We start from the raw sequence: 26,415 nt of genomic DNA, 5'->3' as shown, positions 1-26,415 counted from the left end.
ACCCGGTGCCGGACTGGATACCCAATCCCCCGTCTATTTCTGCGTAATATCACTGAAGGTACCTACATAGCGGACATCGTCCCCTGTCTCATCCTTCACTGCGCTGATATTCAGCCACTGCAAATATTCTTCTCCGCTCTTGCGCCTGTTCCAGATCTCACCCTGCCACATCCCCTTCTCCTTGACCTCTCCCCACATCGCGCGGTAAAAGTCCTTGGATTGGCGGCCGGACTTCAGCAGGCTGGGCTGTCTGCCCAGCACCTCCTCTTCGGTATAGCCAGTGAGCTTCGTGAAGGCCGGGTTAACCGTCTTGATGTGGCCGGATACATCGGTAACCAGAATCCCCTGACCGGTTGAATTGAACACTTCAGAGGTAAGGGCCAGCCGGTCTTGGAAATACAGCCATACCACCAGCACCAGACTGGCAAGCGCCACCTGGGAGAGCAGCATGAACCCGATGGAGTATTGCCCGGTCGCCGCATGAATGACCGACAGCATAATCGGAGGGAAAAATCCGCCCAGACCGCCCATCATGGACACAATTCCGTTGGCAATTCCCGCCTGCTTGTTGAAGTACAGCGGAACCAGCTTGAAGATGACCCCGTTACCGATTCCCGCACTCACCGCTATCGCCAGGCATCCTGCTGTATATAAGCCCATGTCCGGCATGAAGGCCAGAATAATGGCTGCAACCGTATAGATACTGAAGGTGAAGATTAGCAGGAACAAAGGCTGGAACTTGTCAGCCAGCCAGCCGCCGATCGGACGGAAGAAGGTGGCTACTGCAATGAAGCCGGCGGTTCGCATCCCGGCATCCACTTTTTCCAGACTGAAATTGGAGACCAGAAAGTTCGGCAGATAAATGGTAAACGCTACGAACGAGCCGAAGGTAATGAAATAGAACAGAGAGAAAAGCCAGAGCTTCTCGTTCCTGGATACGCCTTTGATCTGCTCGATAATCGGTGTTCTGAGCTTAGGCTCCTGACGGTCCCCGAAGAAGAAGTTCAGGGCGATGAAGACCAGTAACAGAATCAGATACATTTTGACAGCAGGGCCCCAGCCGATCTGTGCGGCCACAATAGGGGCCGAGAAAGTCGTGACCGCCGTCCCGATATTCCCGATGCCATAGATTCCGTTGACCAGGCCATGCTTCTCCTTGGGATAATACTTCGGCAGAGAGGTTACGCCTACCGAGAATACGGCCCCGCCGACACCCAGGAACAGCCCTCCGATAATCAGATGGGTGACCGAGGACGCTTCACTGATGAAGTAGACCGGGAACAGCAGCAGGATAAAGCTGGACATAAAAATAATTCTCGCTCCCAGAATATTCGCATAATAGCCTAACGGAATTCTTAGAACCGAGCCAAGCACAACCGGAATGGCCGTAACCATGGCCAGCCGCCCTGGAGGGATGCTGATATCCTCCGAAATAAAGGGCATCAGGGAAGAGATAATCACCCACACCATGAATCCGGTAATCAAGTTTAAGGTTTGCAGGGGCAATTGCATTTTTCTGATCATTCGACTCACCTTTTCGCCGTTTTTTCTTGTGATTTTTGCCTGTAGATACTTCTGTACTCATTGTATCCGCCGTTCCCCGGCTCAGATATAGGGGAGTCCCCTTTCCCTGACAGGGTAAACCCTGAAAAAATAACGCCACCTAATTGACTGTATGCATTACAGAGTTTTAGGGACAGAATAGCATTATGTGTATACAAAAAGGCTGATTATGTCTACAACGCGTAATTCTTCCATGATATAATAAGCCTATTAAATTGGAGTGATTTCCGCTTAACAATGATCTGGAGATTCATATGATGGAATTAACAAAGCTCGAGGAGCAGGTAATACCGTTAACAGGCGGTTTAATCAACTGGTTATTATTCCTGAAGGGTGTTGAACAACCAAACTGGGAGGTGCTGACCATGAATGAACCCATGTTAAAAAAGCAATGGATACACTTGAATTTCTGAGCCAGGATGCCGCTACACGTATGGAGTATGATGCCCGGATGAAGTATTTGCGTGACGAGGCTTCACGGATGAACGGTGCTAAAGCGGAAGGACATGCGGAAGGGCGTGCGGAAGGAATTGCGGAGGGAATTGCTAAGGGTGAACAAAAAAAGGCAGAAGCCATAGTACTTGAACTTCTTGCGCTTGGAGTAGAAACCTCAGTTATTCTTAAAGCTTCAGGTCTCACAGAACAACAAATCTTAAGGTCGAAATCACAGATGGGGAAGCATTGACCGAACCTCCTGTTGAAAAAGTATAAATTCTTCTATTATCAAAAGTATCAAAAAGCCGCCCCAATGGAATTGGAGCGGCCTGTTTTTTGTCACGTAATCAGCGTATTTAACTGTTCACTTAAACGTTCCTTGTCCTTCGCGCTCAACTGGGTCTCGCCCATCGGAAAGATCACCGTCTCTTCTTTGACAAAATGCACCGTCAGCACCTCAAAGGCCTCCCCCGCATCCTGAACGGCTGAACGGATCGCCTCAAGCGGCATCTGGTCTATATTCCCCTCGGAGTGATGCAGGAAATGCCCGATATATCCCTCAATCTCGCGGTGCTCCTCCTGGATGCCGGCCAGCGGCCCTTGCTCAAAGCCGATATAATTACCCAGCATCGGGAAGAAATGCGTTTCTTCCTTCCCGGTATGCTTCTTCAGCGGCTCCACGAACTCCAGGATCGCCTGGCGCAGCTTATGGAGCCGGGTCCGGGCCTCTTCCAGAGCGAGCGGCTCCTGCTCATACCACAGCACCAGCTCATGCCATTCCTCCATCAGAAAAGATAAATAGCGGTGTTCATTCTCAAGGATACGCATCGCGGGCATCGTAAACTTGAGGCCTGTATGTTCCGGCATACAGCTAACCCCTCCCGTTGCCGGTCAGAAATCCAGCATTTTTTTCCTCAAAGCATATTCGACCAGCTCCGGCCGGCTTTTAAGGTTTAATTTCTCCATAATTTTGGCTTTGTGGGCTTCCACGGTCTTCACGGAAATGAAGAGCTTCTCGGCGATCTCCTTATTCCCGTATCCCTTGGCAATGAGCGGCAGAATCTCCAGCTCCCGCTTGGACAACAGCTCGAACAGGTCCTCGGTCCCGGCGGTCTTCTCCTGCTTAATGAACTCGCGGACCAGCGACGTAGCCATCTTGGGATGAATATAAGTGCCGCCTTCATAGATAGTCCGGATGGCCAGCAGCAGCTCCTCGTCCGGCGCACTCTTGAGCACATAACCGGAGGCCCCGTTCTTCAGGACATGGAAAAGATATTCATCATCGTCATGCATCGTGAGAATCAGAATTTTGGTATCGGGATAATCCTCTTTGATCTTGCCGGTCGCGGTCAGCCCGCTTTCTCCCGGAGGCATACTTAAATCCATGATCAGAATGTCCGGCCGGAACTTGGCTACCATGGTATAAGCTTCCCTGCCGTCAGCCGCCGCTCCGATCACTTCAATGTCATCCTGGAAATTGAGAATCATGGAGAATCCGCTGCGAACAATTGCATGGTCGTCTGCAATGACGATCTTCATCAGAAGCTCATTCCTTTCCTTGGGCCATTCCTACCGGCACCTGTAAAACAATTCGGGTCCCCTTGCCCAGCTGTGAATCCACACTGAAGGTGCCGCCCACCAGCTCCGCCCGTTCCTGCATCCCGAACAGGCCAAGGCCGGTTCCCGCAGGCTCGTCTCCCGGATGGAAGCCGATGCCCTCATCCTCAACCCGCAGCAGCAGGATGCCGCCGGTCTCGGTAAGCGAGACCCTGACGCTGTCTACCTGCGCATACTTCAGGGCGTTCAGCACAGCCTCCTGGCATACCCGGTACATGACCGTCTCAATCTCGCTCCCATACCGCTTCTCCGAGAGCCGGGATTCATATTCAATCAGCAGGCCGTAGGTTTGTTCCACCCGCTTGAAGTGGGAGCGGAAGGCCGCCTCCAGCCCGAAGTCATCCAAGGCAGCCGGTCTAAGCTCTACCGAGAGGTTGCGGATATCATTCAGCAGCCGGGTCATGGACACTTCAGTTTGCTTCATCTTCTTCAGCAGCCCGTCGTCGGCTGTCATATATTTCAGCACACGCAGATCAATCACAGCACTCATCAGCTCTTGCGCAACGCTATCATGCAGTTCACGGGAGATCCGCTTGCGTTCATTCTCCTGGGCCTCAATAATATGCTTCATCATCTTGTTCTGGTAGAACTTCTCCTGCGTCTTGAACTGTCTCGTCAGATCCCTGAGCATGAAGATTCTGATCCCGTTCTCTTCATCTATAGTGTGGAAGGTTGCCGCATAAGGGACAACCCCCTTGTCCCTAGTCTCCAGATAGACTTGATACGAGGTGAACTCCTCCAAGTCCGGTGTGTGAAAATAACAATTCAGGCAGGTACGCAGCTCCGTCTCACTGGTATATCCCCGGCAGGTTCCGCAGAGTGCTTCAGGATTCCCCTGATACATCTGCTTCAGAACATCCTTGTCGACGATGGTCTCGGCAGCCGGATTCATGGCCAACGCTTTCCCTTCCCGGTCAAAAAAGAACATCGCTTCCGAGCTGTTCTCGAACAGCTTCGTCATGAGCGTGCTACGCAAATCCGTTCCGGATATCATCAACTGAGCAACAATTCCTTCCCGTTCAAGTCTCCAATCCCCCTCCGCGCTACCGCTTCCAGGTCTCTAAGCATTTCAGCGGTTACCTGCTGTTCACCCCGGAAGCCGCCCAGAAGCACGCCTGCCACACGGGCATCATTCCACATCGGCACAGCCCCGATGCTGTTCAGATTCTCTATCTTGGTGATGGGATAATTGAATAAGGTATCGGCCTTCACTACGAGCTTGACAGACGGAATCAAGAACGGCTTACCGGTCTTGAATACGATTCCTGCAATCCCCCTGCCGGACTGTAGCACAATCCGTTTGTAACGGTCACTGATATTGCCTGAGGCGTATTTCCACCGGATCACATAGTCATATTCCGCCGGTTCGGCGAACGCCAGCGACATGAAGTCATACCCCAGGGCTATGCGGATCTGGTCAAGCTTGATTTGGTAATCCACCTGATTCATCATCGCTTTCTCTCCTCGGATAGAACAGGGAAAGAAGTCCACGCTGCTCTGTCCGTTAATTTGATTTATTTCTTCTGTATAGGATATAACTTCTGCCTACATAATTCAACGGAACACTCCAGACATGGACCAGCCGGGTGAACGGCCAGAAGGCGAAGATTGCGAACCCTGACAGGATGTGAAGCTTGAAGGAGAAGGGCACTCCGCTCATCAGTGACGGGTCCGGCCGGAACAGGAACAAGCCGCGGAACCACACAGAAATCGTATCCCGGTAATCGAACTCCGGCTGTACCACATTCGTGACAATAGTGGAGTACATCCCCATGAATACAATGAACAGGAGCAGCGAGTTGACAATCAGATCTGAGGCGCTGCTGAGCCGGCGGACATTCTTCAGTGTGAAGCGCCGTGAGGTCAGAATCAGCATCCCGAGCAGGGTAGCCGCACCGAAGATTCCGCCGATGTATACTGCGCCAATGTGGTAGAGATGATCACTTACGCCTACGGCCTCCAGCCAGGATTTTGGAACGGCTAGCCCGCCGATGTGGCCGAGAATGACCGGCATGATGCCGAGATGGAACAGAATGCTGCCGAATTTCAGCTGTTTTTTCTCAATGAATTCACTGGATTTGGCCGTCCAGTTGAACTGATCCTTCCGGTAGCGGGCAATATGACCGCCGACAAACACCACCATACACATATAAGGGAAAATAACCCATAAAAACTGACCCGCCATATTCATTGACTCAGGGCCTCCTGTTCCGCACAAGCTTTGAAGGTATCACGCAAACCTCTAACCAGGTGATAATAAGGACTTTCATTACGCTCCAGCGCCTTGAGCAGATGATACGTGCCATCCTCCAGCACCGCAATCAGCATCCGGAAGTTCTCCGGCGCGCCAGGGACATCCAGCCACTCTGCGGCATATAGAAATTCGCACATCAGCGGCAAATAATCAGGCAGCTCACTCTCCGGCATGATAAGGCCGAACATTTCATACAGAAGCTTCAGCTTGGCGAGCATTTGCCCGCGTTCCTTGGCCTCCTCAAATTTGAAATAGGTCATATAGAGCGCACAGTCCTTCTGGAAATCAAAGGTGGCTGCATAATTCTCCTGAATCTCTTCCAGGCTGAAGCTCTGCATCTGCTGCCAATAGGTCTGCACATGGGCATAGCCCGGGTGATGGGGGTCAAACGCCTCTTCCAGCAGAGCCGGATGGAAATCCAGCTTCTCCGGGTACATGAGCTGCAGGGCGAAATAACCGAAGGATTGCTTATAATGATGCAGTTTGATCAGATCAATCACGCCAGATCCCCCCGTAGAAATTCTCTTCATACATCTCCTTGCCCGTCTTCATCGCATCACCGGAAGGGCTGGCCGGTCCGCAGCCGTCACAGCCGGAGCCGGAGCCCATATCGCCCATCCCGTTGCCGTAACCGGCTGAGCCTTGGGCACGGTAAGGGTTCATGTGCTGCTCCTTGTGGGAGGTGGGGATAACGAAACGGTCTTCGTATTTGGCGATTGCGAGCAGCCGGTACATTTCCTCCGTCTGCTGTGCGGTCATACCGACCCGGTCAAGACGGCTGAGATCGAACTCCTGGCCGGTGGACTGGGCGCGCATATAGGAGCGCATCATCGCCATCCGCTGCAGAGCTTCCTTCACAGTCTCCGTATCGCCGGCTGTCAGCATATTCGCCAGGTACTGGATAGGCGTGCGCATCTCTTCAATCGCCGGGAAGATCATATCGGGATTCTTCAGCGAATCCTTGCCTTCAAAGTAATTCATAATCGGGCTAAGCGGCGGGACGTACCATACCATCGGCAGGGTCCGGTATTCCGGGTGAAGCGGGAAGGCCAGCTTGTGCTCAATCGCCAGCTTGTAGACCGGCGAGTTCTGCGCAGCCTCCAGCCAGTCCTCGGAGATGCCGTCTTGTCTGGCCTGAGCCATAATCTCCGGGTCATGCGGATTCAGGAACAAATCACATTGTGCCTTATACAGATCCTTCTCGTCCGGGGTGGACGCCGCCTCAAGCACCTTGTCGGCATCATACAGCAGCACCCCGAGATAACGGATACGGCCGGTGCAGGTCTCGGAGCATACCGTTGGCAGACCTGCCTCCACACGAGGGAAGCAGAATGTGCATTTCTCCGCTTTGTTCGTCTGCCAATTGAAGTACACCTTCTTATACGGACAGCCGGTCATACAATATCTCCAGCCGCGGCAGGCCTCCTGGTCTACCAGTACGATTCCGTCCTCATCCCGTTTGTACATCGCTCCTGAAGGACAGGACGCCACGCAGCTCGGGTTCAGGCAATGTTCGCACAGACGGGGCAAATAGATCATGAAGGATTTCTCGAAGTTGAACTTGATCTCTTCCTCGATCTTCTGAATGTTCGGGTCAAGCGGTCCGGTTACATGCGCGCCTGCCAGATCATCCTCCCAGTTCGGCCCCCATTCCAGATCCATCTTCTCGCCCGTTACAGCAGAGTGGGCCCGTGCTACCGGGGAATGCTTCTGCTCCCCTGCATTCGTCAGATGCTCGTAGTTGTACGTCCACGGCTCATAATAATCCTTCATTTCCGGCATGTCAGGGTTGTAGAAAATCTTGCCGAGCGCGATCTTGGACAGCTTATTGCCGGATTTCAGCTCAAGCTTGCCCTTGCGCAGCTGCCAGCCCCCCTTGTACAGCTCCTGGTCTTCCCAGCGCTTCGGATAACCGATGCCCGGCTTCGTCTCCACATTGTTGAACCACATATATTCCGCACCCTTGCGGTTCGTCCAGGTCGTCTTGCAGGTCACGCTGCAGGTGTGGCAGCCGATGCATTTATCCAGATTCATTACCATTGCCACTTGCGCTTTAATTTTCAAGCCAGTTGACCTCCTTCATTTTGCGGACGGCTACGTAGACATCACGCTGGTTGCCGATCGGACCGTAGTAGTTGAAGCCGTAGCTGAGCTGTGCATATCCGCCGACCATCTGGGTTGGCTTCAGATGAATCCGGGTTGGCGCATTGTGGCTTCCGCCGCGCGTATCCGTAATCTCGGAGCCCGGCACCTGAATATGCTTATCCTGGGCGTGATACATGAACATGGTGCCTCTGGGCATCCGGTGACTGACAACCGCTCGTGCCGTGACGACACCGTTACGGTTATAGACTTCAAGCCAATCGTTGTCCGCAATGTCATGGGCTGCTGCATCCTCATTATTGATCCACACCGTCGGACCGCCGCGGAACAATGTCAGCATGTGCTGGTTATCCTGATAGGTTGAATGAATATTCCATTTCCCGTGCGGTGTCAGATATCTCAGGACCAGCGCATCCATCCCGCCCTTCACTTCCTTGTCGCGCGGCCCGAAGACCATCGGAGGCAGTGTCGGCTTATAGACCGGCAGCGCTTCGCCGAACTGCTGGAAGATCTCATGGTCAATGTAGAAATGCTGTCTTCCCGTCAGGGTGCGGAACGGAACGAGACGTTCGATATTCGTAGTGAACGGTGAATAACGCCGCCCTTGCTTGTTCGAGCCGCTGAATACCGGGGTCGGAATCACTTCGCGCGGCTGGGCGGTGATGCTCTGGAACGTAATTTTCTCGGCGGCCCGGTCTGCCGAGATGTCACGGAGCTCTACACCTGAATCCTGTTCTGCCGCAGCATAGGCCTTCTGGGAGACGCGGCCGTTGGTGGCTGAAGACAGATGAAGAATGGTATCCGCAGCCTGACGGGCGGTTTGCAGCTTCGGTAATCCGTTTTTGATGGTTTCATCGTAATGCACGCCGCTGATCTTCTTAAGCTCCTCATATTCTTCAGCGACTGAGAAGCTGATGCCGTGCGCGCCGGCCTTACCGGTTGCCAGATTCGGTCCAAGCGAAGTGTATTTGTCATGAATCTGGGTGTAATCCCGCTCCACAATGGTGAAGTTCGGCATAGTTTTACCCGGAATGGCCGGCACTTCGCCCTTGGTCCAATCCTTGACCAGACCCATCGGCTGTGAAATTTCACTGATGGAGTCATGGCCCAGCGGAGACATCACCACATCTTTATAGACGCCAGGGAGCTGCGACTTCGCCATCTCGGAGAATACCTCTGACAATTGGCGGTAGATATCCCAGTCGGAACGGGATTCCCATAGCGGATTCACGGCCGGATTGAACGGATGGACGAACGGATGCATGTCGGTGGACGACAGATCTGTCTTCTCATACCAGGTTGCGGCAGGCAGCACAATATCCGCATACAGCGGCGTAGTCGTCATCCGGAAATCCAGGGCCACCATCAGATCCAGCTTGCCTTCCACATCCCCGCGCCAGACAATCTCCTCCGGCTTCTGCTCTTCATTCGGCTCCGCCAACAGACCGTCCGAGGCTCCGAGCAAATGCTTCATGAAGTATTCCTGGCCTTTGGCGGAGCTTGAGATCAGGTTCGAGCGCCAGATGAACAGGGAACGGGGGAAGTTCTCCGGTGCGCCGGGATCTTCCACAGCAAAACGTGTCTTCCGCGAGGTGATCTCTTCCACGGTGTGGCTGATAATCTCACTGTTCGTCTTCTTGCCCTGCTGCGCAGCTTCCTCGGCGAACAGCAGGCTGTTCTTGTTAAATTGCGGGAAGGAAGGCAGCCAGCCGAGACGCGCAGCCAGAACGTTGTAATCCGCCGGATGCTGGTAAGCTACATCCCCGCCTGTCGGCGATTTCAGCGAATCGGTGCCGCTCTCCTCATAACGCCACTGCTCTGTGGCAAAGTAGAAGAACGAGGTTGCGTTCTGCTGCCGCGACGGCCCCTGCCAGTCCTTGGCAAATGCAACGGTTGACCAGCCCTCAATCGGACGGCATTTCTCCTGGCCGACATAATGGGCCCAGCCGCCGCCGTTGACGCCCTGGGAGGCAGTCAGTACGACCAGATTCAGAATGGAGCGGTAGATGGTATCACTGTTGAACCAGTGGTTGATGCCTGCCCCCATGATAATCATGGAGCGTCCGCCCGTCTCAATGGAGTTCTGGGCAAACTCACGGGCAATCTGAACGACAACACTTGCCTTCACGGTGGTAATCTTCTCTTGCCAGGCCGGAGTGTAATGAGATCCGGCATCCTCATACCCCTTGGCGTTCAGCAGACTGTCTCTGCGCTTAATGCCGTATTGGCTCATCATCAGATCATAGACCGTGGCTACATAACGTTCTGTACCGTCCGCAAGCTTCATCTTCCGGGCCGGAATGATCCGGCTGAACGTGCCGTTACCGGCATTGTCGAAATACGGGAACACGATCTCTGTCCACTCTTCCCCATGGCCTTCCATGGTCAGGGCCGGCTCGACCCTGCTGCCGTCCTCCCGCTCCAGAATCAGGTTCCACTTCTTGCCCTCTTCCCAGCGCTGCCCCATCGTACCGTTCGGAACCATCATCTCACCTGTAGCCTCATCGAAGATGACCGGCTTCCAGTCTGAATGCGGGGAGGTATCTCCAAGATCGCTCGCCCGCAGGAACCGTCCGCCCTTCAGGTGATCCTCATGGGGATCAAGCAGAATCAGGAACGGCATGTCGGTATATTGCTTCGCATAATTCAGGAACATCGGCTCCTGGCGTTCCTGGTAGAATTCCTGCAGGATGACATGCGTCATGGCCTGGGCAAGCGCTGCGTCCGAACCGGGATTCGGTGCCAGCCAATTGTCGGCGAATTTGACGTTCTCGGCGAGATCCGGAGCTACCGACACGACCTTGGTTCCTTTATAACGCACTTCGGTCATGAAGTGGGCATCCGGCGTCCGGGTAAGCGGTACGTTCGAGCCCCACATCATCAGGTAACCGGCGTTGTACCAGTCCGAGGATTCCGGGACATCAGTCTGCTCGCCCCAGATCTGCGGCGAAGCCGGAGGAAGATCGGCATACCAGTCATAGAAGCTCAGCATTTGACCGCCCAGGAGCGAGATGAACCGTGCACCCGAAGCGTAGCTGACCATCGACATAGCCGGAATCGGGGTGAACCCGGCGATACGGTCAGGACCGTACTTACGGATCGTATAGATCAGCTGTGCCGCGATCAGCCGCAATGCGTCGTCCCAGGCTACCCGGACATGACCGCCTTTGCCGCGCGCCTTCTTATACAGGCTGGCCTTCCCGGGATCTTCCACAATACTGGCCCAGGCATCGACATAATTGTCATGCTCCTGGAGCGCCGTCTGCCACAGCCGCCACAGCTTCCCCCGGATATAAGGGTACTTCACGCGCAGCGGACTATATTCGTACCAGGAGAAGGTGGCTCCGCGGGGACAGCCGCGCGGTTCAAACTCCGGCATGTCCGGTCCGCAGGACGGATAGTCGATCTGCTGGTTCTCCCAGGTGATGATTCCGTTCTTCACGAACACCTTCCAGCTGCAGGAGCCTGTACAGTTGACCCCATGGGTAGTGCGTACTACTTTATCGTGAGACCAGCGCTGGCGGTACATGTTCTCCCAATCTCTATTTTTCTCTTCAAGTATGGACCAGTTCCCGGAATAGCTCTCCACCGGCTTAAAAAAGTTAAGGCCGAATTTCTTCTTCATGTATCCAGAACACTCCTTTTCCGCGAATCTATTCAATTAATCTCATTATGGATCTACCCGGCCGCGCTTCCCATTAGGGAAACACCTATTGAACCTCGGGAATTCCCTCGATCTCAGCCCACAGCAAACAAGCCTTTCCCGCTGAGGAGAAAAGCTGTGATTCTGCATGGAACCTGCCGGGCAGGAGTCCCCATTAGGGAGTTCCCTCTTTATACCCGGGGGAAGCTCTTAGCGGGAATTCCACTGCAGCCCTATGTGTTATACTGTGGAACATATGAAATCTTATAGGTGCAATACATGGGAGGATGAATAAGGATGTCAGGACCCTCACTGCGCCAGCTGCACGCCCATCATGCCATACATCAGGGCGGGCTCTCCGGTGCTGTAGCCAAGACAGAAGAAGTGGAAGAACTGCTGGAGATGAAGGAAGCCGAAGTGGCCCGCCAGGCGGCTGACCACTTGATTGAGTATTGGGAGACGCGGATTCTCAGCCACGCCGATGCGGAAGAAGACGGCTTCTACCAGGAGATGACCGCGAAGCAGCCGAGCCTGCAGGAAGCCGTTACCCGGCTGAAGCGGGATCATGAGCTATTGCGGATCATCGTACAGGATGTCAAAGTCCTGCTGGCGGAAGAAGGGCTTACTCCTGCGGTGCTTCACCAATTCCACGCGCTGCTGGTAGTGAATGCGATTCATAGCCGGGATGAGGAACGTCTTCTGTTCGGGGAGTAGCATGGCTGCTGCTCTCCTGCAGAATGGCATGCAGATCATCTCTATTCATCAACAGGTCCAGAAGCGTATACTCGCCCAGTACCTGCAGATAGGCGTTCAGGGCTTTGCCCAGCACACCTTTGAGTCTGCACACCGGGGAGATCGGACAACTGCCGCCTGCAGGCTGGAAGCATTCGACGAGATAGAAATCATCCTCCATCCGGCGCACGACCTCCCCGATATTGATCTTCTCCGGCGCAAGCGCCAGTCTGATCCCTCCCCCGCGCCCTCTGACCGTCTCAATATAACCCGCCTTGCCGAGCTCATGCGACACCTTCATCAGATGATTCTTGGAGATGCCATAAGCACTGGAGATATCCTGTATAGTAGTCAGTTCTTCCCGCTGCTTCGCTCCGAGATACATGAGGATGCGCAAGGAGTAGTCGGTATATAACGTCAGCCTCATTCTCTTCTCTCCATTCTGTTTACAAATGCACCACGAAACCAGTCATACCCTCCATCCAACTATACCACGCCATCTAACATCCCGGCTTGTCCTATAGGCACGTATAGCCAACCAGCGAAGAAGGAAGATACGCATTTCGCCTCAAGTAAGTGGTATTTTTTACAGAGGATATCATATTATTTGTCCATTTTGTTAAAGTGGTATTTTAAATATATCTTTTATCTTCAAAACCGTATATATTAATTTTGTACTATATGGAGAGGGGATGATCGATATTTTAACTCAAGAGACTCGTGACATTGTCAAATCCACAGCGCCTGTGTTGGCGGAACACGGGACTACCATTACCACGGTATTTTACCGGAATCTGTTCGAGGCCCACCCGGAGCTGCTGAATGTGTTCAACCACGCCAACCAGGCGCAAGGCCGCCAGCAGGCGGCACTGGCCAATGCGGTGTATGCAGCGGCAGTCCACATAGACAATCTTGAGAACATTCTCCCAGCGGTGGTCCAGATCGCCCACAAGCATGTCAGTCTCGGCATCAAGCCGGAGCATTACCCGATCGTCGGAGAATTCCTGCTGAAGGCCATCAAGGAGGTGCTAGGCGATGCCGCTACGGATGAGATCCTCAGTGCCTGGGAAGCCGCGTACGGAGTGATTGCTGATGCATTCATCGGAGTGGAAGACAGCATGTACAAGGAAGCGAGGGAACAGGACAACGGCTGGAACTTCTTTAAGCCTTTTACCGTGGTGCGTAAGGTTCAGGAGAGCGGCAGCATTACATCGTTCTATCTGAAGCCGGCCGACGGCTCGAATGTACCAGACTATAAGCCGGGCCAGTACATCTCTGTCCGTGTGCTGATTCCTGGAGAGCAATACACCATGATCCGCCAATACAGCCTGTCCCAAGCGCCGAAGCCGGATGAGTTCCGTATTTCTGTGAAACGCGAGGAGACGAATGACCCGAATGGCGTGGTATCTGTCTATCTTCATAACGAAGTGAATGAGGGTGATACCGTTGAGGTGAGCGCCCCTGCCGGCGAGTTCCTGCTGGATACTTCCGTAACTACCCCTGTAGCCTTCATCTCAGGCGGCGTAGGCATCACCCCTATGATGAGCATGCTCGAGACTGTGGCTAATGTAACACCGGACCGGCCGGTTGTCTTCCTCCACTCTGCACGGAACGAATCGCTTGCTGCCTTTGGTAAAGATATTGAGAAGCATGCGGCGGCGCTGAGCAACATCAAGACCAGAACCTTCTACTCCGGCGGACCGGATGGCGTGATTACAGGCGAAATTCTAAAGAGCTATGTAGATGTTACCGGAGATGCTTACGTGTGCGGGCCTGTTCCTTTTATGGAAGCCATGATTGGCGAACTGCGGAAGTTCGGAATGACCGAGGCTCAGATTCATTATGAGTTCTTCGGACCGGCCCTGCAGCTAAGCAACGCGTAGATTGTTCAGCTAAAAGCACACGGGCCACCTGCCGAACGGATATTCATTCGGAGGAGGCCCGTTTTTTTAACGTGAGATCAGCCATTCATAGAGTACCTTCGCATGGTTATGCACCGGGTCCTTCGCAGCATAGACCAGCGTAACCCTCTGTTCAAGCGCCCGCTCCCGGATCGCTTCCGCAAGCCCCGCGCATTCCGGATTCTCCTCCAGCTCCCTGGTATACCGTTCCTTGAATGCCGCGAACCGCTCCGGCAGATGCCCGAACCATATACGCAGCGCCGGGCTTGGCGCGATGTCCTTCATCCACTCGTCAATGGCCGCCTGCTCCTTCGTCACTCCGCGCGCCCACAGCCGGTCCACCAGAATCCGGTATCCGTCTCCGGGATCCGCAGGCTCATAGATCCGCTTCAGACCTATAGCGTACGGAGCATCAGCGGCTTTCCCGCCGGATGACTCTCCCATGCTGCATCCCTCCTGCTCACCCCTATTACACCAATATACCACGGAGCCTACTCCACCTCCAACGGCTGTCCGTCCTGGAGGGATGCAGCTACTCCGCTTCAAGAATGTACCGGTTCCACCGCTGCTGCCAGGCCACATCCTGCCAGAACGGATGATGCGGCGCACAGTTGGAGCACAGCGTCATGCCCCAGAAGCCCAGGGCCATCCCCTTACGCAGCGCGTACTCGGCAATGAATTTCCCGACCGGTCCCTCCTCAAAGCCTGCAAGCAGCGGGGTATAGCCGACATAGCCTTCGCCGATTACCACCGGCAGGCCTGAATGTACAGCCCATTCTTGCGCTTCTTCCAGGCGCATGTCCGCTTTTTGCAGCATCGCCAGCTTGTGGGCTCCGTAGCGGTCATACAGGTAGAGATCCCATAGATCAGGGTCAGCCCAATCATGCAGATAGATCAGCTTCATCCCGACCGGATTTCCCTCCATCCGCCACTCCTGCCCTGCGGGCAGGGTCCATTCCCCGAAGGGAGGGGCATCCTCCCTCAGCATAGACAGGACAAAGGCATTCGGAAAAGGCAGCTCCTCATCGTTCAACCCCGCCGCGTCCATAAGCTCATTCAGCACGCCTTTGATATAGAGATGATAGTGGGCCACCTGCAGATTACGGGCTACATATGCCTTCGGATAAGCTTCGTTCAGCGTATAGCTGGCCGTGATCAGAACATCGGGATGCTGTTCCCGAAGATACCCTACCGCTTCCTCAATATAAGGCTGCATGGCCTCCACCAGCCTGGGCGTATCGGCTGCACCGATTCCCTGTGCGGTACCCACAGCGGTAAGCTGTCCGAACTCCACTTCATTATGCAGCTCGGCATAGACAATCTGACTGGCAAAGCCCTCCGCCTTGATATACCTGAGGAGCTGATCCATTGAACGGGCCAGGGTCATGAACCGCTCTGCGGGAGCAATTGCAGCCAGCTCATCTCGCAGCGCGGGATAAGCCAGGAAGCTGGGGCTCTGCTGATATTCCCAGGAAGACAGCATAATATAGAGTCCGTGCGCCTTGGCCTGTCTGAACAGCTCCAGCAGATGCGCATGTCCGTCCAGCTCGGCACCGCCGCGGCAGTTGTACCAGCGGGTACGCTGGCCCACTTCCCCCAGACTGCCGAAGTGCAGCGGTCCGGGTCGTTTGCCCTCCGCTGTGAATAACAGGAACGGCATGGCACAGATCCGGATGGTGTTGTACCCTCTGTCCGCCGCTTCCTTGCATCTTGCCGCCAGATCATGATAAGGCTCGCCCGGCAAGGTCATCGTGTACCAGGAGAAATCCCACATGGTAAGGGTAAGCTTACGCGGCAGCCTGCTCAGCAATGCATCCATTCTTTTCACTCCTTAGAATTAGGTTATTTTATCGGTTCAGGACACTTCCGGCCATCCGTCTGTGAACTCCGGCTCCCTGATGATTAGGGTCCAGGGCAAGAGCTGAATCAAACTCCGCTACCGCTGCTTCATACCGGCCCAGCCCGAGAAGCCCGAGTCCCCGCATATAGCGGCAATGAATGACATTGCGCCGGTTGAGATCATCCTCAAACACCAGGAAATCCGGCAGCGATACGGCGAAATAGTCCAGCTTGATACCGTCGAAGAGATGACGCTCGGCATAATCGATCAGTAGATTGAAGCGGCGCTTCGCCTCCTTCGGCTGCTGGAGCTTCAGCCAGGCCAGCCCCTGGTAGAAAATCATCTCCGGCGGCTGGTCATTGTAGAACACCGCACTTGCCGGCTCCGCCAGACCTTGTGACGCCGCCCTGTAGCAGTGGACAGCCTCTTCTTCCTGCTGAAGTCCTTCGTATACCCGGCCAAGAGCATAATGGATATTATTCTCCTGCGCCCCTTCCAGCTTCCCTTCGCCCAGATTATGCGGATAGGCCAGGGCCAGCCGGAAATGCTCAAGCGCGGCTTCATACTGCCCGTTCTCCAGGGCCTGTCTGCCAAGTCCGCTGTGGGCGAATTGGTATTGCCCGGTCACCTTCCCCTCTCCGCCCTCCCAGGGATGGAAGTTACGCGAGCTTAATGCCCTAACCGCTTCGTTATAGCGTTCAAGCTGGTTAAGCAGCGTAACATATTCGAGATACAGATCATCCCGCTGCTCCACCAGGCTGCGCTGGGCTTCAAGATGATCCAGCCGTTCCCCCGCAGACCATGCGAGCTTCTTGCGCAGCTGATCCAGCTCATACAGAATCCGCGCATCCTGCGGCGCACAGGCGAAAGCCTGCTCCAGTGAAGCGAGCGCCGCCTCAGGCTTGTTCTGCTTGTTATAATAGGCCAGGGCCAGATTGCGGTGAACGATGGCGAAATCCCCTCTCAGTTCACGCGAACGTTCCCAGCTCGCCGCCGCTTCCTCCGGCCGCTTCTTGTCGTAATAGAGATTGCCGAGATAGTAATGGGCCTTATCATCCCGGGGATTCGCCCGGACGGCGCTTAACAGCCATTCAAGCTCGGACAGGGTGTTCGGAAAGCAGTGCAGCGGGCGGGCCGCTTGCCCCTTGCGGCGGGCCTCCCGTGCCTGCTCAACTTGTCCCGTGCGCTCATAACATTCGCCAAGGGCATAATACAGCATAGGATAGACGGATTCGACTTCTAGTTCGAGTTCAGATTCGGGTTCGGAGCTGCCCCGCTGGGCCGCCCTCTCCCCTACAGCAAGAGCTTCCGTGTACAGTCCGCAGCCCATATAATCTGCCATAAGATTAAGGTAATTGTGTGCGTCACCACGCATAAGCCGTTCCAATTCGCTCAGCGCCTCTTCTGCCGCAGCAGGGTCCTCCAGTGCTGCAAGAGCCAGAGCTAGTTCGTTATATGCGCCAATATCAGCAGGATCAAGCTGCATAGTCTCGCTGGCGAATCCTCTCGCCTGCTGCGGCCGACCAAGTCTGCGCAGGAGAGCAGACTTGAGGTTCCTCGCCTTATAATTACGCGCATTGCGGATCAGCGAACGCTCCGCCAGCTCCAGCGCCTCGGCATACCGGCCCTGCTGGCAGGCAATCTGAGCGAGCGAGAAATACCCCGCATCCTGCCAGGCTGCCGACCATACCGCTTTGTAATACGCGGCAAAAGCCTCATCCAGGCGGTTTAGGCCGCGCAGGGCTACCCCCAGCTGATAATAGGCTTCGCTGTCATAAGGGTTAGGGTTACGCGAGGTCAGACGTTCAATGGCGCGGCGGAACAAGGGTTCACTCTGCGCATATTGCCCGCGGCGGAGCAGCAGTGTTCCATACGCTACATTCAGCCGGATATCCCCGCTGTCCCGCTTAAGCCCTTCCAGATAATAGGCCTCCGGCTCAAAGGTGGCATGCCGATACTGCTCCAGATGCAGGCCGGCCAGATATAGCTCCTCTGCTGAACGCAGCTCTTCGGGCGGTGCCAGCGGCTTCGCCGCCTCAGGGATACGCCCGATCTCCGGCCGCTTCGGCTGATAGGCGACCAGCAGCCTGCCCTCGGCACTATGGACCGTCAGCTTGAGGTCATGCTCCTGCTCTCCATGGTCCAGCATGACCTTACGCTCTATAGCCTCTGCCGGAGACAGATCTGCAGTCTCCCGCAGATACTCGCCAGCGGCTCCGCTTAACCGGATAACGGCCTGTTCAAGCCGTGAGGTCACGTATACCTTTACCACCGCCTGAGCCAGTTCCGCATCAACCTCCAAATTGACCGCAGCGTCTACCGAGGCATTTTTCACCAGACCGATGCCCTTATACGGCATGAAATACTGGGTGAAGCTCTTCTCCTCATACGGCTGCAACCAGGTGAAGTCAGGCTGATTATCGGTATATACGCCCGTCATGAGTTCAATATAAGGCCCGTCTTCATCGGTCAGCTGGCGGTCCCAGGCCTGCCCGAACTCCCCGTTCCCCCAGGTCCATTGCTTCTTCCCCGGTGAGATATGATGATTAGCCACATGCAGCAGCCCCGCCTGGACGCCGTGATCATATCCGCCGACAAAATTATAATCCGACTTATAGGCCATATAGGAGGTCGGAACCGGAATATTCTTATAGCGGGAGATGTCCACGCCTTCCGAATAATCCTGCTTGTAATAGGTGCCGGTAGCCATTGGGAAGCGCGATACATCCCTTTTTCCATGATCGAAGACGGCTGTGACATCAGGTGGAAAAACAGACTGCGTCTGCTCATTAACCGCGACCGCCGGGTTGGCCCACCAAAGGAAAGTCTGCGCCTGCGGCGTCCGGTTATAACACTGGGCATGGACCTCCAGATAGGCGGTGCCCGGATAGAGCCTGAATGCAGCCGTAACCTTCGTCCCGTACATCCGGTCAATCTCGCTCACCCATACGATAGCGCTTCCATCCTCAGCAGCCTCAAGCTTATATTCAACGGGTCCGAACGTATTCGGGCGGTGATGCTGCGGCCAGTTGAACTCAATGCCCCCGGAGATCCAAGGACCCGCAAGGCCGACCAGAGCAGGCTTGATTACGCGGTTATAATAGACAAAATCATAGTTATTCGTCTTGTCGAGCGCCCGGTAGATCCGCCCTCCAAGCTCCGGCATGATCTCTATGCGCAGATATTCATTCTCCAAAATAATCAGCTTGTACGATCTATCCTGCTTCACATCCGAGATGCTCTCAATCACGGGATGCGGGTATACACGCCCCGAGCTTCCCTGATAGACTCTTTTCTCCAGAAACATAGGACTCGGATCAGCGGCGCCCGCCTCATAGGTTGGTATAATCACACGGGTCTCCCTTACCTGCACCCGGTCTGCTCCGTCCGTATTGTCCACGTGGTCCGCTTTGCCCGCGTTGTCCCCGGCTGCCTCCGGCATCTTACCGCTACCTGCATGCTTCATGCCTTCACTGCCTCCCTTGACTTGATAGTTCTACTCTAGCCTCTGGCCGGGAAGGTTCCAATTGACGAAATGCGGGAAGTGATGGATTATATTCTTATTCTGTGCAAACTTGTTAACATACTGTCCGTTAGGGAGGGAACCAGCGTGAATCATGGTCAAATCCGCAAGCCGGAAGGGTTTATCGAGGAGAAGCTGTATGTGCTGCCGGAATATTGGATGAAGGAACTGGAGCAGGAGGAGCTGACTGCCTCCTTGTTCATTACGGACATTGGGTACTTCCCCAATGCCCAGTACCATTACAGAGAACGCGGGGAAGGCAGCGCGTCCCATATCTTTATCTTTTGTGAAGCGGGGGAGGGTTGGGTGGAGCTGAACCACGGGGAGCAGATGACCATGCAGCCGGGGGATATGGTGATTATTCCGCCGGGCACCCCGCACCGGTACGGGGCCATACTTGGGAACCCATGGAGCATTTACTGGTTTCATTTCCAAGGGAGCCACGCGGATAGGCTGGTGGAGCTGTTCGGATTGTCGGGGGCTCCCTTGAGTTTATCCCCGAGCGGCAAGGCCCGGCTCATCGACTGGTTCGTCCCGGTCTATGAGCTGCTCGCTGAGCAGACCTACGCCCTGGCTACCCATGTGCACATCGCCCAGACGGGCAGACAGCTGCTCTCCGGCATTGGCATAACGGCAAGCCAATCCGCGCAGGAGAAGAAACGCAGGACGTATCTGGAACAGGCCATTCAATATATGAACGGACGGCTGGACGCCACACTTACCCTGCCTGAACTGGCTAAGCATGTCGGCGTGTCGAAGCAGCATCTGATCTATATCTTCAACGCCGAGACCGGGGTCTCCCCGGTCGAGTATTTCCTGCGGCTCAAAATCCAGCGGGCCGGCCATCTGCTCGATCTTACCGAACTCAGCATTAAGGAGGTCGGCGCTGCCGTAGGGATCAACGACCCCTATTACTTTTCCCGGCTGTTCAAGAGAATCTCCGGCTTCTCTCCTTCCAGCTACCGCCGCATTCCGAAGGGCTGAAGCCGTTGATCTGCTCAAGTCTGCAGGCTGCAAGCACCGCTATAGAAACATCTATCATTTTCGAAAAAGAGTGAACCCGCTCCGCCCCTGCTTCCGCCGCCGCCAGAACCGGTAGCCTCTGCGGACCGCCTCCAGAATCAGACGGGGAACCGGAAATACCCGGCGGGAAGCAACCGGCTGGTACAAACGGTAATAGAGCTGCTTATAATCCTCCCACATGCTGCAGTCATCATCCTTCAGGAAATCCGAGACATCTACAATTAGTCCCCGGCCGTCCCGGAGCATCACATTCTTGGCGTGGATATCATGCGGGCGCAGTCCCCGTGACCTCGCATACTGAAGCGCGTTGTCAATGTCTTCAATAGCTTGTCCGGTAATGAGAATGCCGCGTTGCATAGAATCGTAGAAGGTGACTCCTCCCAGCCTTTTGAGGACCAGAAAATCCGCTCCGGCATAATAGCATTCCGAGAAGGCCGGATGCTGCCCGAGGAGGCGGTACACCTCTGTTTCTTCCTCAATGCCCGGCCTGCCCGGCGCGTAGATCTTCACTGCGTATTCCTCAGCCCCCTGACGGCAGAAGACAGCCGCATAATTTCCGGTTCCGAGTAGCTTCCAGGGCTTGGGCACACCGCCTACCTTCACCGGCTCCAGCGGATTCACGCTCTCGATACTAACCTGTCCCAGCAGCTCGCCCGTGATCTGCTCCAGCAGCTTCTCCATCCTTCTCACCCCGCAGTTCAGTTCAGTAATGACTCTATTAAGCTTAGTGTACGCCAAAAAACACTGTTCAGCTAATCTCTGTCTGCAGACACAAGAAAGAACCGGACAATCCCTGCCCGGTTCTTCCTGATGATGCATTCAGCTAAGCCTTATGCAGACAGCTCCCAATCTATTACTTGCCTGCCTGATAGGCAGCCAGGAATTCCTTCACCTTGGCCGGATCGGCCTTCAGCTCATTTCCGGTATCCATCAGCGGGCTGAGCGTGGAGACGGCTTTGATCTTTTTCCCCTTATAGAAGGCCAGAATCTCATCCTGATTGATGGAGTAGAGTACAGCCTTGCGGAGATCTGTGCTGTTTGCTACATCGCGGTTCTTGGTGTTGAACAGCAGGTAGCTCATCGCGTTGCTCGGAATGCTCTTCAGCTGGAGCTTGCTGTCGCCTTCTACCACATCGTATTTCGTCTCAGGCACGCCATAGTAGACATAGATTTCACCGCTGCGTAGGGCAGACAGAGTGCTATCAGCGTCGGCAATAAAGCGCACGTTAACCTGGTTGATCAGCGCTTCGTTGTCGGTACCTTTTTGATAAGCAGGATTCTTAAGGAAAACTCCTTCATAGTCATTCTTATAGGACAGGATGTAAGGACCGCTGGCATACAGCTTGTTGTCGTATTTGGCGCCTTCCGTTACCGTATTCTGGTCACCGTAAGGGATATCCTTGTTCACATCGAACTTGGCTACATCATACGTGTTGATGCTCTCTACCTGCTTCTTGGAGACAATACCGGCAGATTGATGCGCCAGATAGTTCAGCACCTGCGGAAAAGGCTCTGTCGTCGTCAGCTTGATAACCTGATATTTCCCCTGCTTGTTGTCAGCCTGCTTCTTGTCGCTCACAAGCCCGGAGATCGGCGCTTCCAGGCCTTGCTCCAGCGCTTCTTTAACGGTCCCTTTGCCGCCTGCCTGCTTGATCGAGCCAAGGGCGTCCAGGTCCGTGAATACCTCTACCGTGTTGATATGCTCATGCAAGCTGTAGGTGCGGTGATCCGGCACAGAATCCTTGTTCTTGGCACGGTCCAGGGAGAACACGACATCGTCTCCGCCTACACGCTCACCGGTATCTACAGCTTTTTTGTTGTCGATCTTGGCGAAGTTGATGTCGTCGCGCAGGATGAAATAGTAGTCCTGATTGCCGTCTGCAATACTATAGTTGCGGGACAGCGAAGCGTCGGAAGTGATTTTGTCATCATCGGTCAGATTGACCAGGCGTACATACATATTCGTATTAAGCTGGTTGATCGAGCCGTCATTGCCTTTGATCGGGTCCAGGGACGTCAGGTTGGAGAGCGCCTGAGAGAGAATCAGCGGAGTGGTTGCCCGTTTCGCCGTGTCCACGAAGTCGATATCTTCCCAAGCCAGTGCACGGGATTTGGACAGTCTTACCGAATCGGCTTTAAGCACCTCTTTGTTGACCGCCTGGCTCTTCATAGAGACATACAGCGGAGCAATGCGGGCTTCATCGAAGACCAGGCGCTGCTCGAAATCCTTGTAGGTCTGCAGATATTCTTCCGGCGTTTGCGCGGCTGCTTTATTAATCAGAGCATCCAGCTCGGCATCGGACTGAATACTGTAGTCCCCGCCGGTGGTGAACAGCGATCTCACGGCATAATCGGGATTCCCGGTGACAGTCGTCCAGCCAGAGAGAGACACATCATAGTTGCCTGCATCCTCCTGGGCCTTGAAGCTGGCGTAATCCGGCTGGACATTCAGCTTCACGTTGAACCCATTCTTGGTGAGCTGGTCGCGGACAATGTTCATATCCGACTCATTGCTGCTCATGCCAAGCACTTCAATATTGACAGGTGTACTGTCGCCCGCAGGCGCAGAGGCCGGTGCTTCCGAAGTAGCCGGTTCAGCCGTCTGGCCAGCCGTATTCGATTTGGTTGCTACGGAGCATCCGCTAAGGACCAGGATCAGCGTCAGCAGCAGAGCCAGTGTAGATTTTGTTTTCATTACAGTTTCCTCCCCGGTATCTATCTATTATGTCTCTATGAAAAACGTCAGCTTAAGACGCATTTTCCAAAATTGCGGTTAATCCATCTTGGGATCGAGCGCATCGCGCAGCCCGTCACCGAAGAAGTTGAACGACAGCACCAGCGCAATAATGGCCAGTCCCGGGAAAATCGCCAGATAGGAGTTCGTCTCCAGATACGTGCTGCCCAGCTTGAGAATATTGCCCCATTCCGGGATATGAGGTTCGATCCCCAGACCCAGAAAGCTGAGGCTGCTGGTAGAAATGACCGCACCGCCGATGGTCAGTGTGGCCTTAACGATCATGGGAGCCAGTGAATTCGGAACAATATGCTTGAAAATAATCGCTGAATGGCTGGAGCCAAAGGCCCGCGCGGCATCCACGTATTCATAAGTAGAGACCTGAAGCACACTCGCCCGCATGGTCCGGGCATACGTCGGGATGGCTCCGACGCTGAGCGCCAGAATCAGATTGACCGTACTTACGCCGAAGGCGGCGATAATCGCAATCGCCAGCAGGATACCCGGAATGGCATACAGCACATCCAGTGCACGCATGATGATGTTGTCCGTATAACGTCCGTAGTAGCCCGATATCGCTCCCAGAACGCCTCCGAGTATAAGCGGCAGAACCGTGGACATCACCCCGACAATCAGCGAGATCCTCGCGCCGAAAATAATCCGTGTAAACAGGCAGCGTCCGAAATTGTCCGTACCCAGCGGATACGCTAGTGACGGCGGCTGCAAAATCAGTGAATAATTGTTGTCTACCGCCATGCCGTAATCGAAGGTAACATAGCTGCAGACGGAGACGGAGAACAGAAAGGCGACGAACAGCAGACCGAGCATCGCTGTCGTGTTACGGGTCAGCCGCTCCAGCACATCCTCCCACCCGGCTACTGCCGGGTTGTCCCGGTTACGGATGCGGACCAGCAGAATAATACCCAGGGCCAGCGCGAACAGATTACCGGTCAGCGAGGTAAGGAGCAGCGGATAAGCTACCCAGACCATCCTCCGGGGAATCTGGCGGCGGCGTACGAATCTGGCGGTAAGCACGACCACTAGCAGATGGAACGCAGCTACCGCCAGCAGGATGAACATTCCTGTGAGGAAGGTGTCCGCTACGTAAGGCTTGTAGAGGTTCAAGGCCGAGACGGCAATCACCGCTATCTCCGTCAGCAGAGCATATACAGCCAGCGTGTACTCTGGTGATTTGCGCTTCTGGATCAGTTGAAGGGCAGCCGTCACCAGGAACACATTGCCCGTAGCAAGGCTGAGGAGCTGGACATACCCCAAAGCCCTTGTCCCGCTGCGGATCTCTCCCTGTGCGATCAGATCTCTGCGGATCAGCAGCGTAATCAGCACCTGCAACAGCGTGAAGAATCCATAAGCCAGGGTAGCCATTCCTATATAAGGCTTGATGGCCTGACTCTCCCAGTCATAGCTGCTCAGCAGCAGGATCAGTGTTATGATAAGCGACCCCACCCAGGCAAAACCTGCCTGCCGGTAATCCGGAGAGGCCGTGAGTCTAAGCTGTGCTGCACGCCTGTCAGCGTTTGTGTTAACCATGAATGTCACCTGCTATCAGTATTGTTTCATCCGGGACCGGATACGCGGGTCCACAAAAGCGTATAGAATATCGATCAGTGCATTAATTAAGGAAATGGTAATAGCCGTATAGACCACCCCGCCCATAATGGCCGGAATGTCGGGAATAAACTGCTTATCGACGATATAGCTGCCCAGTCCGCTGATGTTGAATACTTTCTCCGTTACGGCCGCCCCGCCCAGCATCGCGCCGAATTGCAGGCCGATGACCGTGACAATCGGGATCAGCGCATTGCGTACCGCGTGCTTAAGCAGCACCTTGCGTTTGCTCAAGCCTTTGGCAGTGGCAGTTATAATGTAATCTTCATGGATAACCTCCAGGGTAGACGCCCGGGTCATCCGGGCAATCGCCGCCGTGAGGCCTGTCCCCAGGACCACCACCGGCATAATGAAGGTCATCCAGTTCCCCGGATTGAACGTCGCCGGAAGCCACTGCAGCTTGATGGAGAAGCCAAGGATGAAGACCAGCCCCTGCCAGAAGCTCGGGATCGACAAGCCGATTAAGGCAATCAGCATGAAGGTATAATCCAACCAGGAATTGGGCTTCGCTGCCGAGATAATCCCGATGGGAATGGCGATCCCCACAGCCATCAGCAGGGAGAACAGCGTCAGCTCCAGCGTAACCGGGAATTTGCGCCCGATGGCTGATACAATCTCTTCGTTCCCCGCAAACGATTTGCCGAGATCGAACATGGCAATCCCCTTCACATTGTCCCATAGCTGCACCAGATAAGACTGATCCAGCCCGTAGACCCTGTTGAATTCGATGATCTGCGCATCGGTAGCCGTCTGGCCGAGAATATTGACCGCAGGATCAAACGGTGAGATATATAATATGGTGAATACAAGCACTGCCACTCCGAAAATAACAAATACCGTCATGACCAATCTTTCAAATATGTATTTGAGATACGGGCTGCTATATAGCCAAATTAACAGATATAGCGGCAGGCCCGGAATGAATGATAACGGTAAAAATAACGGATGCTGCAGCAGTGAGCGAAAGGTACTGATGAATGTTGATCTGGTAAGTCCCTGCTCCTTCAGCCTGCGGTCTGCCCTTTCGGCAGCCATACGCTCGAACCGTTCTGCAGTCAGCTTCTGTGCCTCTGCCTCCATTTCGGTCTCCGTAAGCTGCTCCTTGAAGAATCTGGCCTTGCTCTGCAGCTGCGCTGTGAATTCCGCGTGCAGCTCCTCCTGAAGCCCGGAAGCCAGCAGCTCCTCACGGGTCTCCTGCAGCACGGAAGTATGAACATCCCCGGCCTTACGGGAACGGTGGACGAGCAGTGTGAACAGATTAACAGGCGCGCCGAGGATCAGGGCGAAATAACGATATGAGGCGTTCTGCAGCAGTTTGCTGTAAGAATCACCTATGGCCTCTGCAAAAGGCTGACCCCCACTTTTTGCCGCCTCCATATGACCTGTCCTCCTTCTCTCTAATTTGAATTTGTACTATTCCG

At 54.5% G+C, this 26,415-nt stretch carries 20 protein-coding genes and 1 pseudogene; 4 read left to right on the top strand and 17 right to left on the bottom strand.

Features of this window, described 5'->3' with window-relative positions; all coding sequences use genetic code 11:
- Positions 1-33: 33 nt before the first annotated feature.
- Positions 34-1,524 carry an MFS transporter gene (locus NST43_RS05850; protein ID WP_339223087.1) on the bottom strand — a complete coding sequence of 497 codons (1,491 nt, stop codon included), beginning with the start codon at positions 1,522-1,524 and terminating at the stop codon, positions 34-36.
- Positions 1,525-1,954: 430 nt separating this feature from the next.
- Here NST43_RS05850 and NST43_RS05845 point away from each other — a divergent pair, with 430 nt between their 5' ends.
- Positions 1,955-2,248 carry a hypothetical protein gene (locus NST43_RS05845; RefSeq protein ID WP_339223086.1) on the top strand — a complete coding sequence of 98 codons (294 nt, stop codon included), beginning with the start codon at positions 1,955-1,957 and terminating at the stop codon, positions 2,246-2,248.
- A gap of 89 nt (positions 2,249-2,337) precedes the next feature.
- Here the strand turns inward: NST43_RS05845 and NST43_RS05840 are convergent, their stop codons facing one another.
- The 8 genes from NST43_RS05840 to NST43_RS05805 are packed head-to-tail and all read right to left on the bottom strand — an operon-like array spanning position 2,338 to position 11,597.
- Positions 2,338-2,865 carry a hemerythrin domain-containing protein gene (locus NST43_RS05840; RefSeq protein WP_339223084.1) on the bottom strand — a complete coding sequence of 176 codons (528 nt, stop codon included), beginning with the start codon at positions 2,863-2,865 and terminating at the stop codon, positions 2,338-2,340.
- Between the two features lie 24 nt (positions 2,866-2,889).
- Complete coding sequence (locus NST43_RS05835) at positions 2,890-3,537, bottom strand: response regulator transcription factor (protein ID WP_173131013.1); 648 nt, start codon at positions 3,535-3,537, stop codon at positions 2,890-2,892.
- 7 nt (positions 3,538-3,544) lie between these two features.
- Positions 3,545-4,576, bottom strand: coding sequence for a sensor histidine kinase (locus NST43_RS05830; RefSeq protein ID WP_339223082.1), 1,032 nt, complete (start codon positions 4,574-4,576; stop codon positions 3,545-3,547).
- Positions 4,577-4,608: 32 nt separating this feature from the next.
- Positions 4,609-5,067 (bottom strand): GAF domain-containing protein, encoded by a 459-nt coding sequence (locus NST43_RS05825; RefSeq protein WP_211722588.1) that lies wholly within the window; start codon positions 5,065-5,067, stop codon positions 4,609-4,611.
- Positions 5,068-5,119: 52 nt separating this feature from the next.
- Positions 5,120-5,806: a respiratory nitrate reductase subunit gamma gene (gene narI / locus NST43_RS05820; RefSeq protein ID WP_173131007.1), complete on the bottom strand. Its 687-nt coding sequence runs from the start codon at positions 5,804-5,806 to the stop codon at positions 5,120-5,122.
- Positions 5,803-6,369, bottom strand: coding sequence for a nitrate reductase molybdenum cofactor assembly chaperone (narJ, locus tag NST43_RS05815; RefSeq protein ID WP_209993612.1), 567 nt, complete (start codon positions 6,367-6,369; stop codon positions 5,803-5,805). The genes narI and narJ overlap by 4 nt, the downstream gene beginning before the upstream one ends.
- The gene (gene narH / locus NST43_RS05810; protein ID WP_339223080.1) at positions 6,362-7,933 is read right to left on the bottom strand and encodes a nitrate reductase subunit beta; all 1,572 of its coding nucleotides are present in this window, start codon (positions 7,931-7,933) and stop codon (positions 6,362-6,364) included. The genes narJ and narH overlap by 8 nt, the downstream gene beginning before the upstream one ends.
- Positions 7,923-11,597, bottom strand: a complete 3,675-nt coding sequence (locus NST43_RS05805; RefSeq protein WP_339223079.1) for a nitrate reductase subunit alpha — start codon at positions 11,595-11,597, stop codon at positions 7,923-7,925. The genes narH and NST43_RS05805 overlap by 11 nt, the downstream gene beginning before the upstream one ends.
- Before the next feature lie 315 nt (positions 11,598-11,912).
- On the opposite strand from NST43_RS05805, the gene NST43_RS05800 reads away from it, so the two are divergent.
- A complete protein-coding gene (locus NST43_RS05800) occupies positions 11,913-12,329 on the top strand; it encodes a hypothetical protein (protein WP_209993615.1) in 417 nt (138 codons plus the stop codon).
- Positions 12,330-12,348: 19 nt separating this feature from the next.
- Here the strand turns inward: NST43_RS05800 and NST43_RS05795 are convergent.
- A pseudogene (locus tag NST43_RS05795) lies at positions 12,349-12,774 on the bottom strand (Rrf2 family transcriptional regulator); the annotation flags it as partial.
- A 274-nt stretch (positions 12,775-13,048) separates the two neighbouring features.
- Here NST43_RS05795 and hmpA point away from each other — a divergent pair.
- Positions 13,049-14,230, top strand: coding sequence for an NO-inducible flavohemoprotein (hmpA, locus tag NST43_RS05790; protein WP_339225344.1), 1,182 nt, complete (start codon positions 13,049-13,051; stop codon positions 14,228-14,230).
- Positions 14,231-14,296: 66 nt separating this feature from the next.
- Here the strand turns inward: hmpA and NST43_RS05785 are convergent, their stop codons facing one another.
- From NST43_RS05785 to NST43_RS05775, 3 genes are all read right to left on the bottom strand, one after another.
- Positions 14,297-14,692, bottom strand: a complete 396-nt coding sequence (locus NST43_RS05785) for a DUF488 domain-containing protein (RefSeq protein ID WP_209993617.1) — start codon at positions 14,690-14,692, stop codon at positions 14,297-14,299.
- Between the two features lie 88 nt (positions 14,693-14,780).
- Entirely contained in the window at positions 14,781-16,067 is a 1,287-nt protein-coding gene (locus NST43_RS05780; RefSeq protein ID WP_339223077.1) for a cellulase-like family protein, read from the bottom strand.
- 28 nt (positions 16,068-16,095) lie between these two features.
- Complete coding sequence (locus tag NST43_RS05775) at positions 16,096-19,554, bottom strand: DUF5107 domain-containing protein (protein ID WP_339223076.1); 3,459 nt, start codon at positions 19,552-19,554, stop codon at positions 16,096-16,098.
- 144 nt (positions 19,555-19,698) lie between these two features.
- Here NST43_RS05775 and NST43_RS05770 point away from each other — a divergent pair, with 144 nt between their 5' ends.
- On the top strand, positions 19,699-20,595 hold the full coding sequence (locus tag NST43_RS05770) for a helix-turn-helix domain-containing protein (RefSeq protein ID WP_339223075.1): 897 nt from the start codon (positions 19,699-19,701) through the stop codon (positions 20,593-20,595).
- Between the two features lie 54 nt (positions 20,596-20,649).
- On the opposite strand, the gene NST43_RS05765 is transcribed toward NST43_RS05770, so the two are convergent.
- The 4 genes from NST43_RS05765 to NST43_RS05750 all read right to left on the bottom strand — a co-directional run bounded on the left by NST43_RS05765 (position 20,650) and on the right by NST43_RS05750 (position 26,371).
- Positions 20,650-21,315, bottom strand: coding sequence for a serine/threonine protein kinase (locus NST43_RS05765; protein WP_339223074.1), 666 nt, complete (start codon positions 21,313-21,315; stop codon positions 20,650-20,652).
- 172 nt (positions 21,316-21,487) lie between these two features.
- Entirely contained in the window at positions 21,488-23,329 is a 1,842-nt protein-coding gene (locus tag NST43_RS05760) for an ABC transporter substrate-binding protein (protein WP_209993620.1), read from the bottom strand.
- Between the two features lie 78 nt (positions 23,330-23,407).
- Positions 23,408-24,916 (bottom strand): ABC transporter permease, encoded by a 1,509-nt coding sequence (locus tag NST43_RS05755; RefSeq protein ID WP_209993621.1) that lies wholly within the window; start codon positions 24,914-24,916, stop codon positions 23,408-23,410.
- A 15-nt stretch (positions 24,917-24,931) separates the two neighbouring features.
- Positions 24,932-26,371 (bottom strand): ABC transporter permease, encoded by a 1,440-nt coding sequence (locus NST43_RS05750; protein WP_339223071.1) that lies wholly within the window; start codon positions 26,369-26,371, stop codon positions 24,932-24,934.
- Positions 26,372-26,415: the final 44 nt, after the last annotated feature.

The sequence above is a fragment of the Paenibacillus sp. FSL H8-0332 genome (assembly GCF_037963835.1).
Classification (GTDB): Bacteria; Bacillota; Bacilli; order Paenibacillales; family Paenibacillaceae; genus Paenibacillus_AQ; species Paenibacillus_AQ rhizoplanae.
Note: the sequence above shows the minus strand (reverse complement) of the source record. Positions and strands in the feature narration are given on the sequence as shown.

What these genes read in the sequence shown, in the direction of transcription:
- NST43_RS05750 (WP_339223071.1), bottom strand. Translation starts at nt 26,371, where the DNA reads ATGGAGGCGGCAAAAAGTGGGGGTCAGCCTTTTGCAGAGGCCATAGGT.
- NST43_RS05755 (WP_209993621.1), bottom strand. Translation starts at nt 24,916, where the DNA reads ATGGTTAACACAAACGCTGACAGGCGTGCAGCACAGCTTAGACTCACG.
- NST43_RS05845 (WP_339223086.1), top strand. Translation starts at nt 1,955, where the DNA reads ATGGATACACTTGAATTTCTGAGCCAGGATGCCGCTACACGTATGGAG.
- NST43_RS05805 (WP_339223079.1), bottom strand. Translation starts at nt 11,597, where the DNA reads ATGAAGAAGAAATTCGGCCTTAACTTTTTTAAGCCGGTGGAGAGCTAT.
- NST43_RS05825 (WP_211722588.1), bottom strand. Translation starts at nt 5,067, where the DNA reads ATGATGAATCAGGTGGATTACCAAATCAAGCTTGACCAGATCCGCATA.
- NST43_RS05775 (WP_339223076.1), bottom strand. Translation starts at nt 19,554, where the DNA reads ATGAAGCATGCAGGTAGCGGTAAGATGCCGGAGGCAGCCGGGGACAAC.
- NST43_RS05760 (WP_209993620.1), bottom strand. Translation starts at nt 23,329, where the DNA reads ATGAAAACAAAATCTACACTGGCTCTGCTGCTGACGCTGATCCTGGTC.
- NST43_RS05840 (WP_339223084.1), bottom strand. Translation starts at nt 2,865, where the DNA reads ATGCCGGAACATACAGGCCTCAAGTTTACGATGCCCGCGATGCGTATC.
- NST43_RS05835 (WP_173131013.1), bottom strand. Translation starts at nt 3,537, where the DNA reads ATGAAGATCGTCATTGCAGACGACCATGCAATTGTTCGCAGCGGATTC.
- NST43_RS05830 (WP_339223082.1), bottom strand. Translation starts at nt 4,576, where the DNA reads ATGACGAAGCTGTTCGAGAACAGCTCGGAAGCGATGTTCTTTTTTGAC.
- NST43_RS05765 (WP_339223074.1), bottom strand. Translation starts at nt 21,315, where the DNA reads ATGGAGAAGCTGCTGGAGCAGATCACGGGCGAGCTGCTGGGACAGGTT.
- NST43_RS05850 (WP_339223087.1), bottom strand. Translation starts at nt 1,524, where the DNA reads ATGATCAGAAAAATGCAATTGCCCCTGCAAACCTTAAACTTGATTACC.
- narI (WP_173131007.1), bottom strand. Translation starts at nt 5,806, where the DNA reads ATGAATATGGCGGGTCAGTTTTTATGGGTTATTTTCCCTTATATGTGT.
- NST43_RS05785 (WP_209993617.1), bottom strand. Translation starts at nt 14,692, where the DNA reads ATGGGAGAGTCATCCGGCGGGAAAGCCGCTGATGCTCCGTACGCTATA.
- NST43_RS05800 (WP_209993615.1), top strand. Translation starts at nt 11,913, where the DNA reads ATGTCAGGACCCTCACTGCGCCAGCTGCACGCCCATCATGCCATACAT.
- NST43_RS05780 (WP_339223077.1), bottom strand. Translation starts at nt 16,067, where the DNA reads ATGGATGCATTGCTGAGCAGGCTGCCGCGTAAGCTTACCCTTACCATG.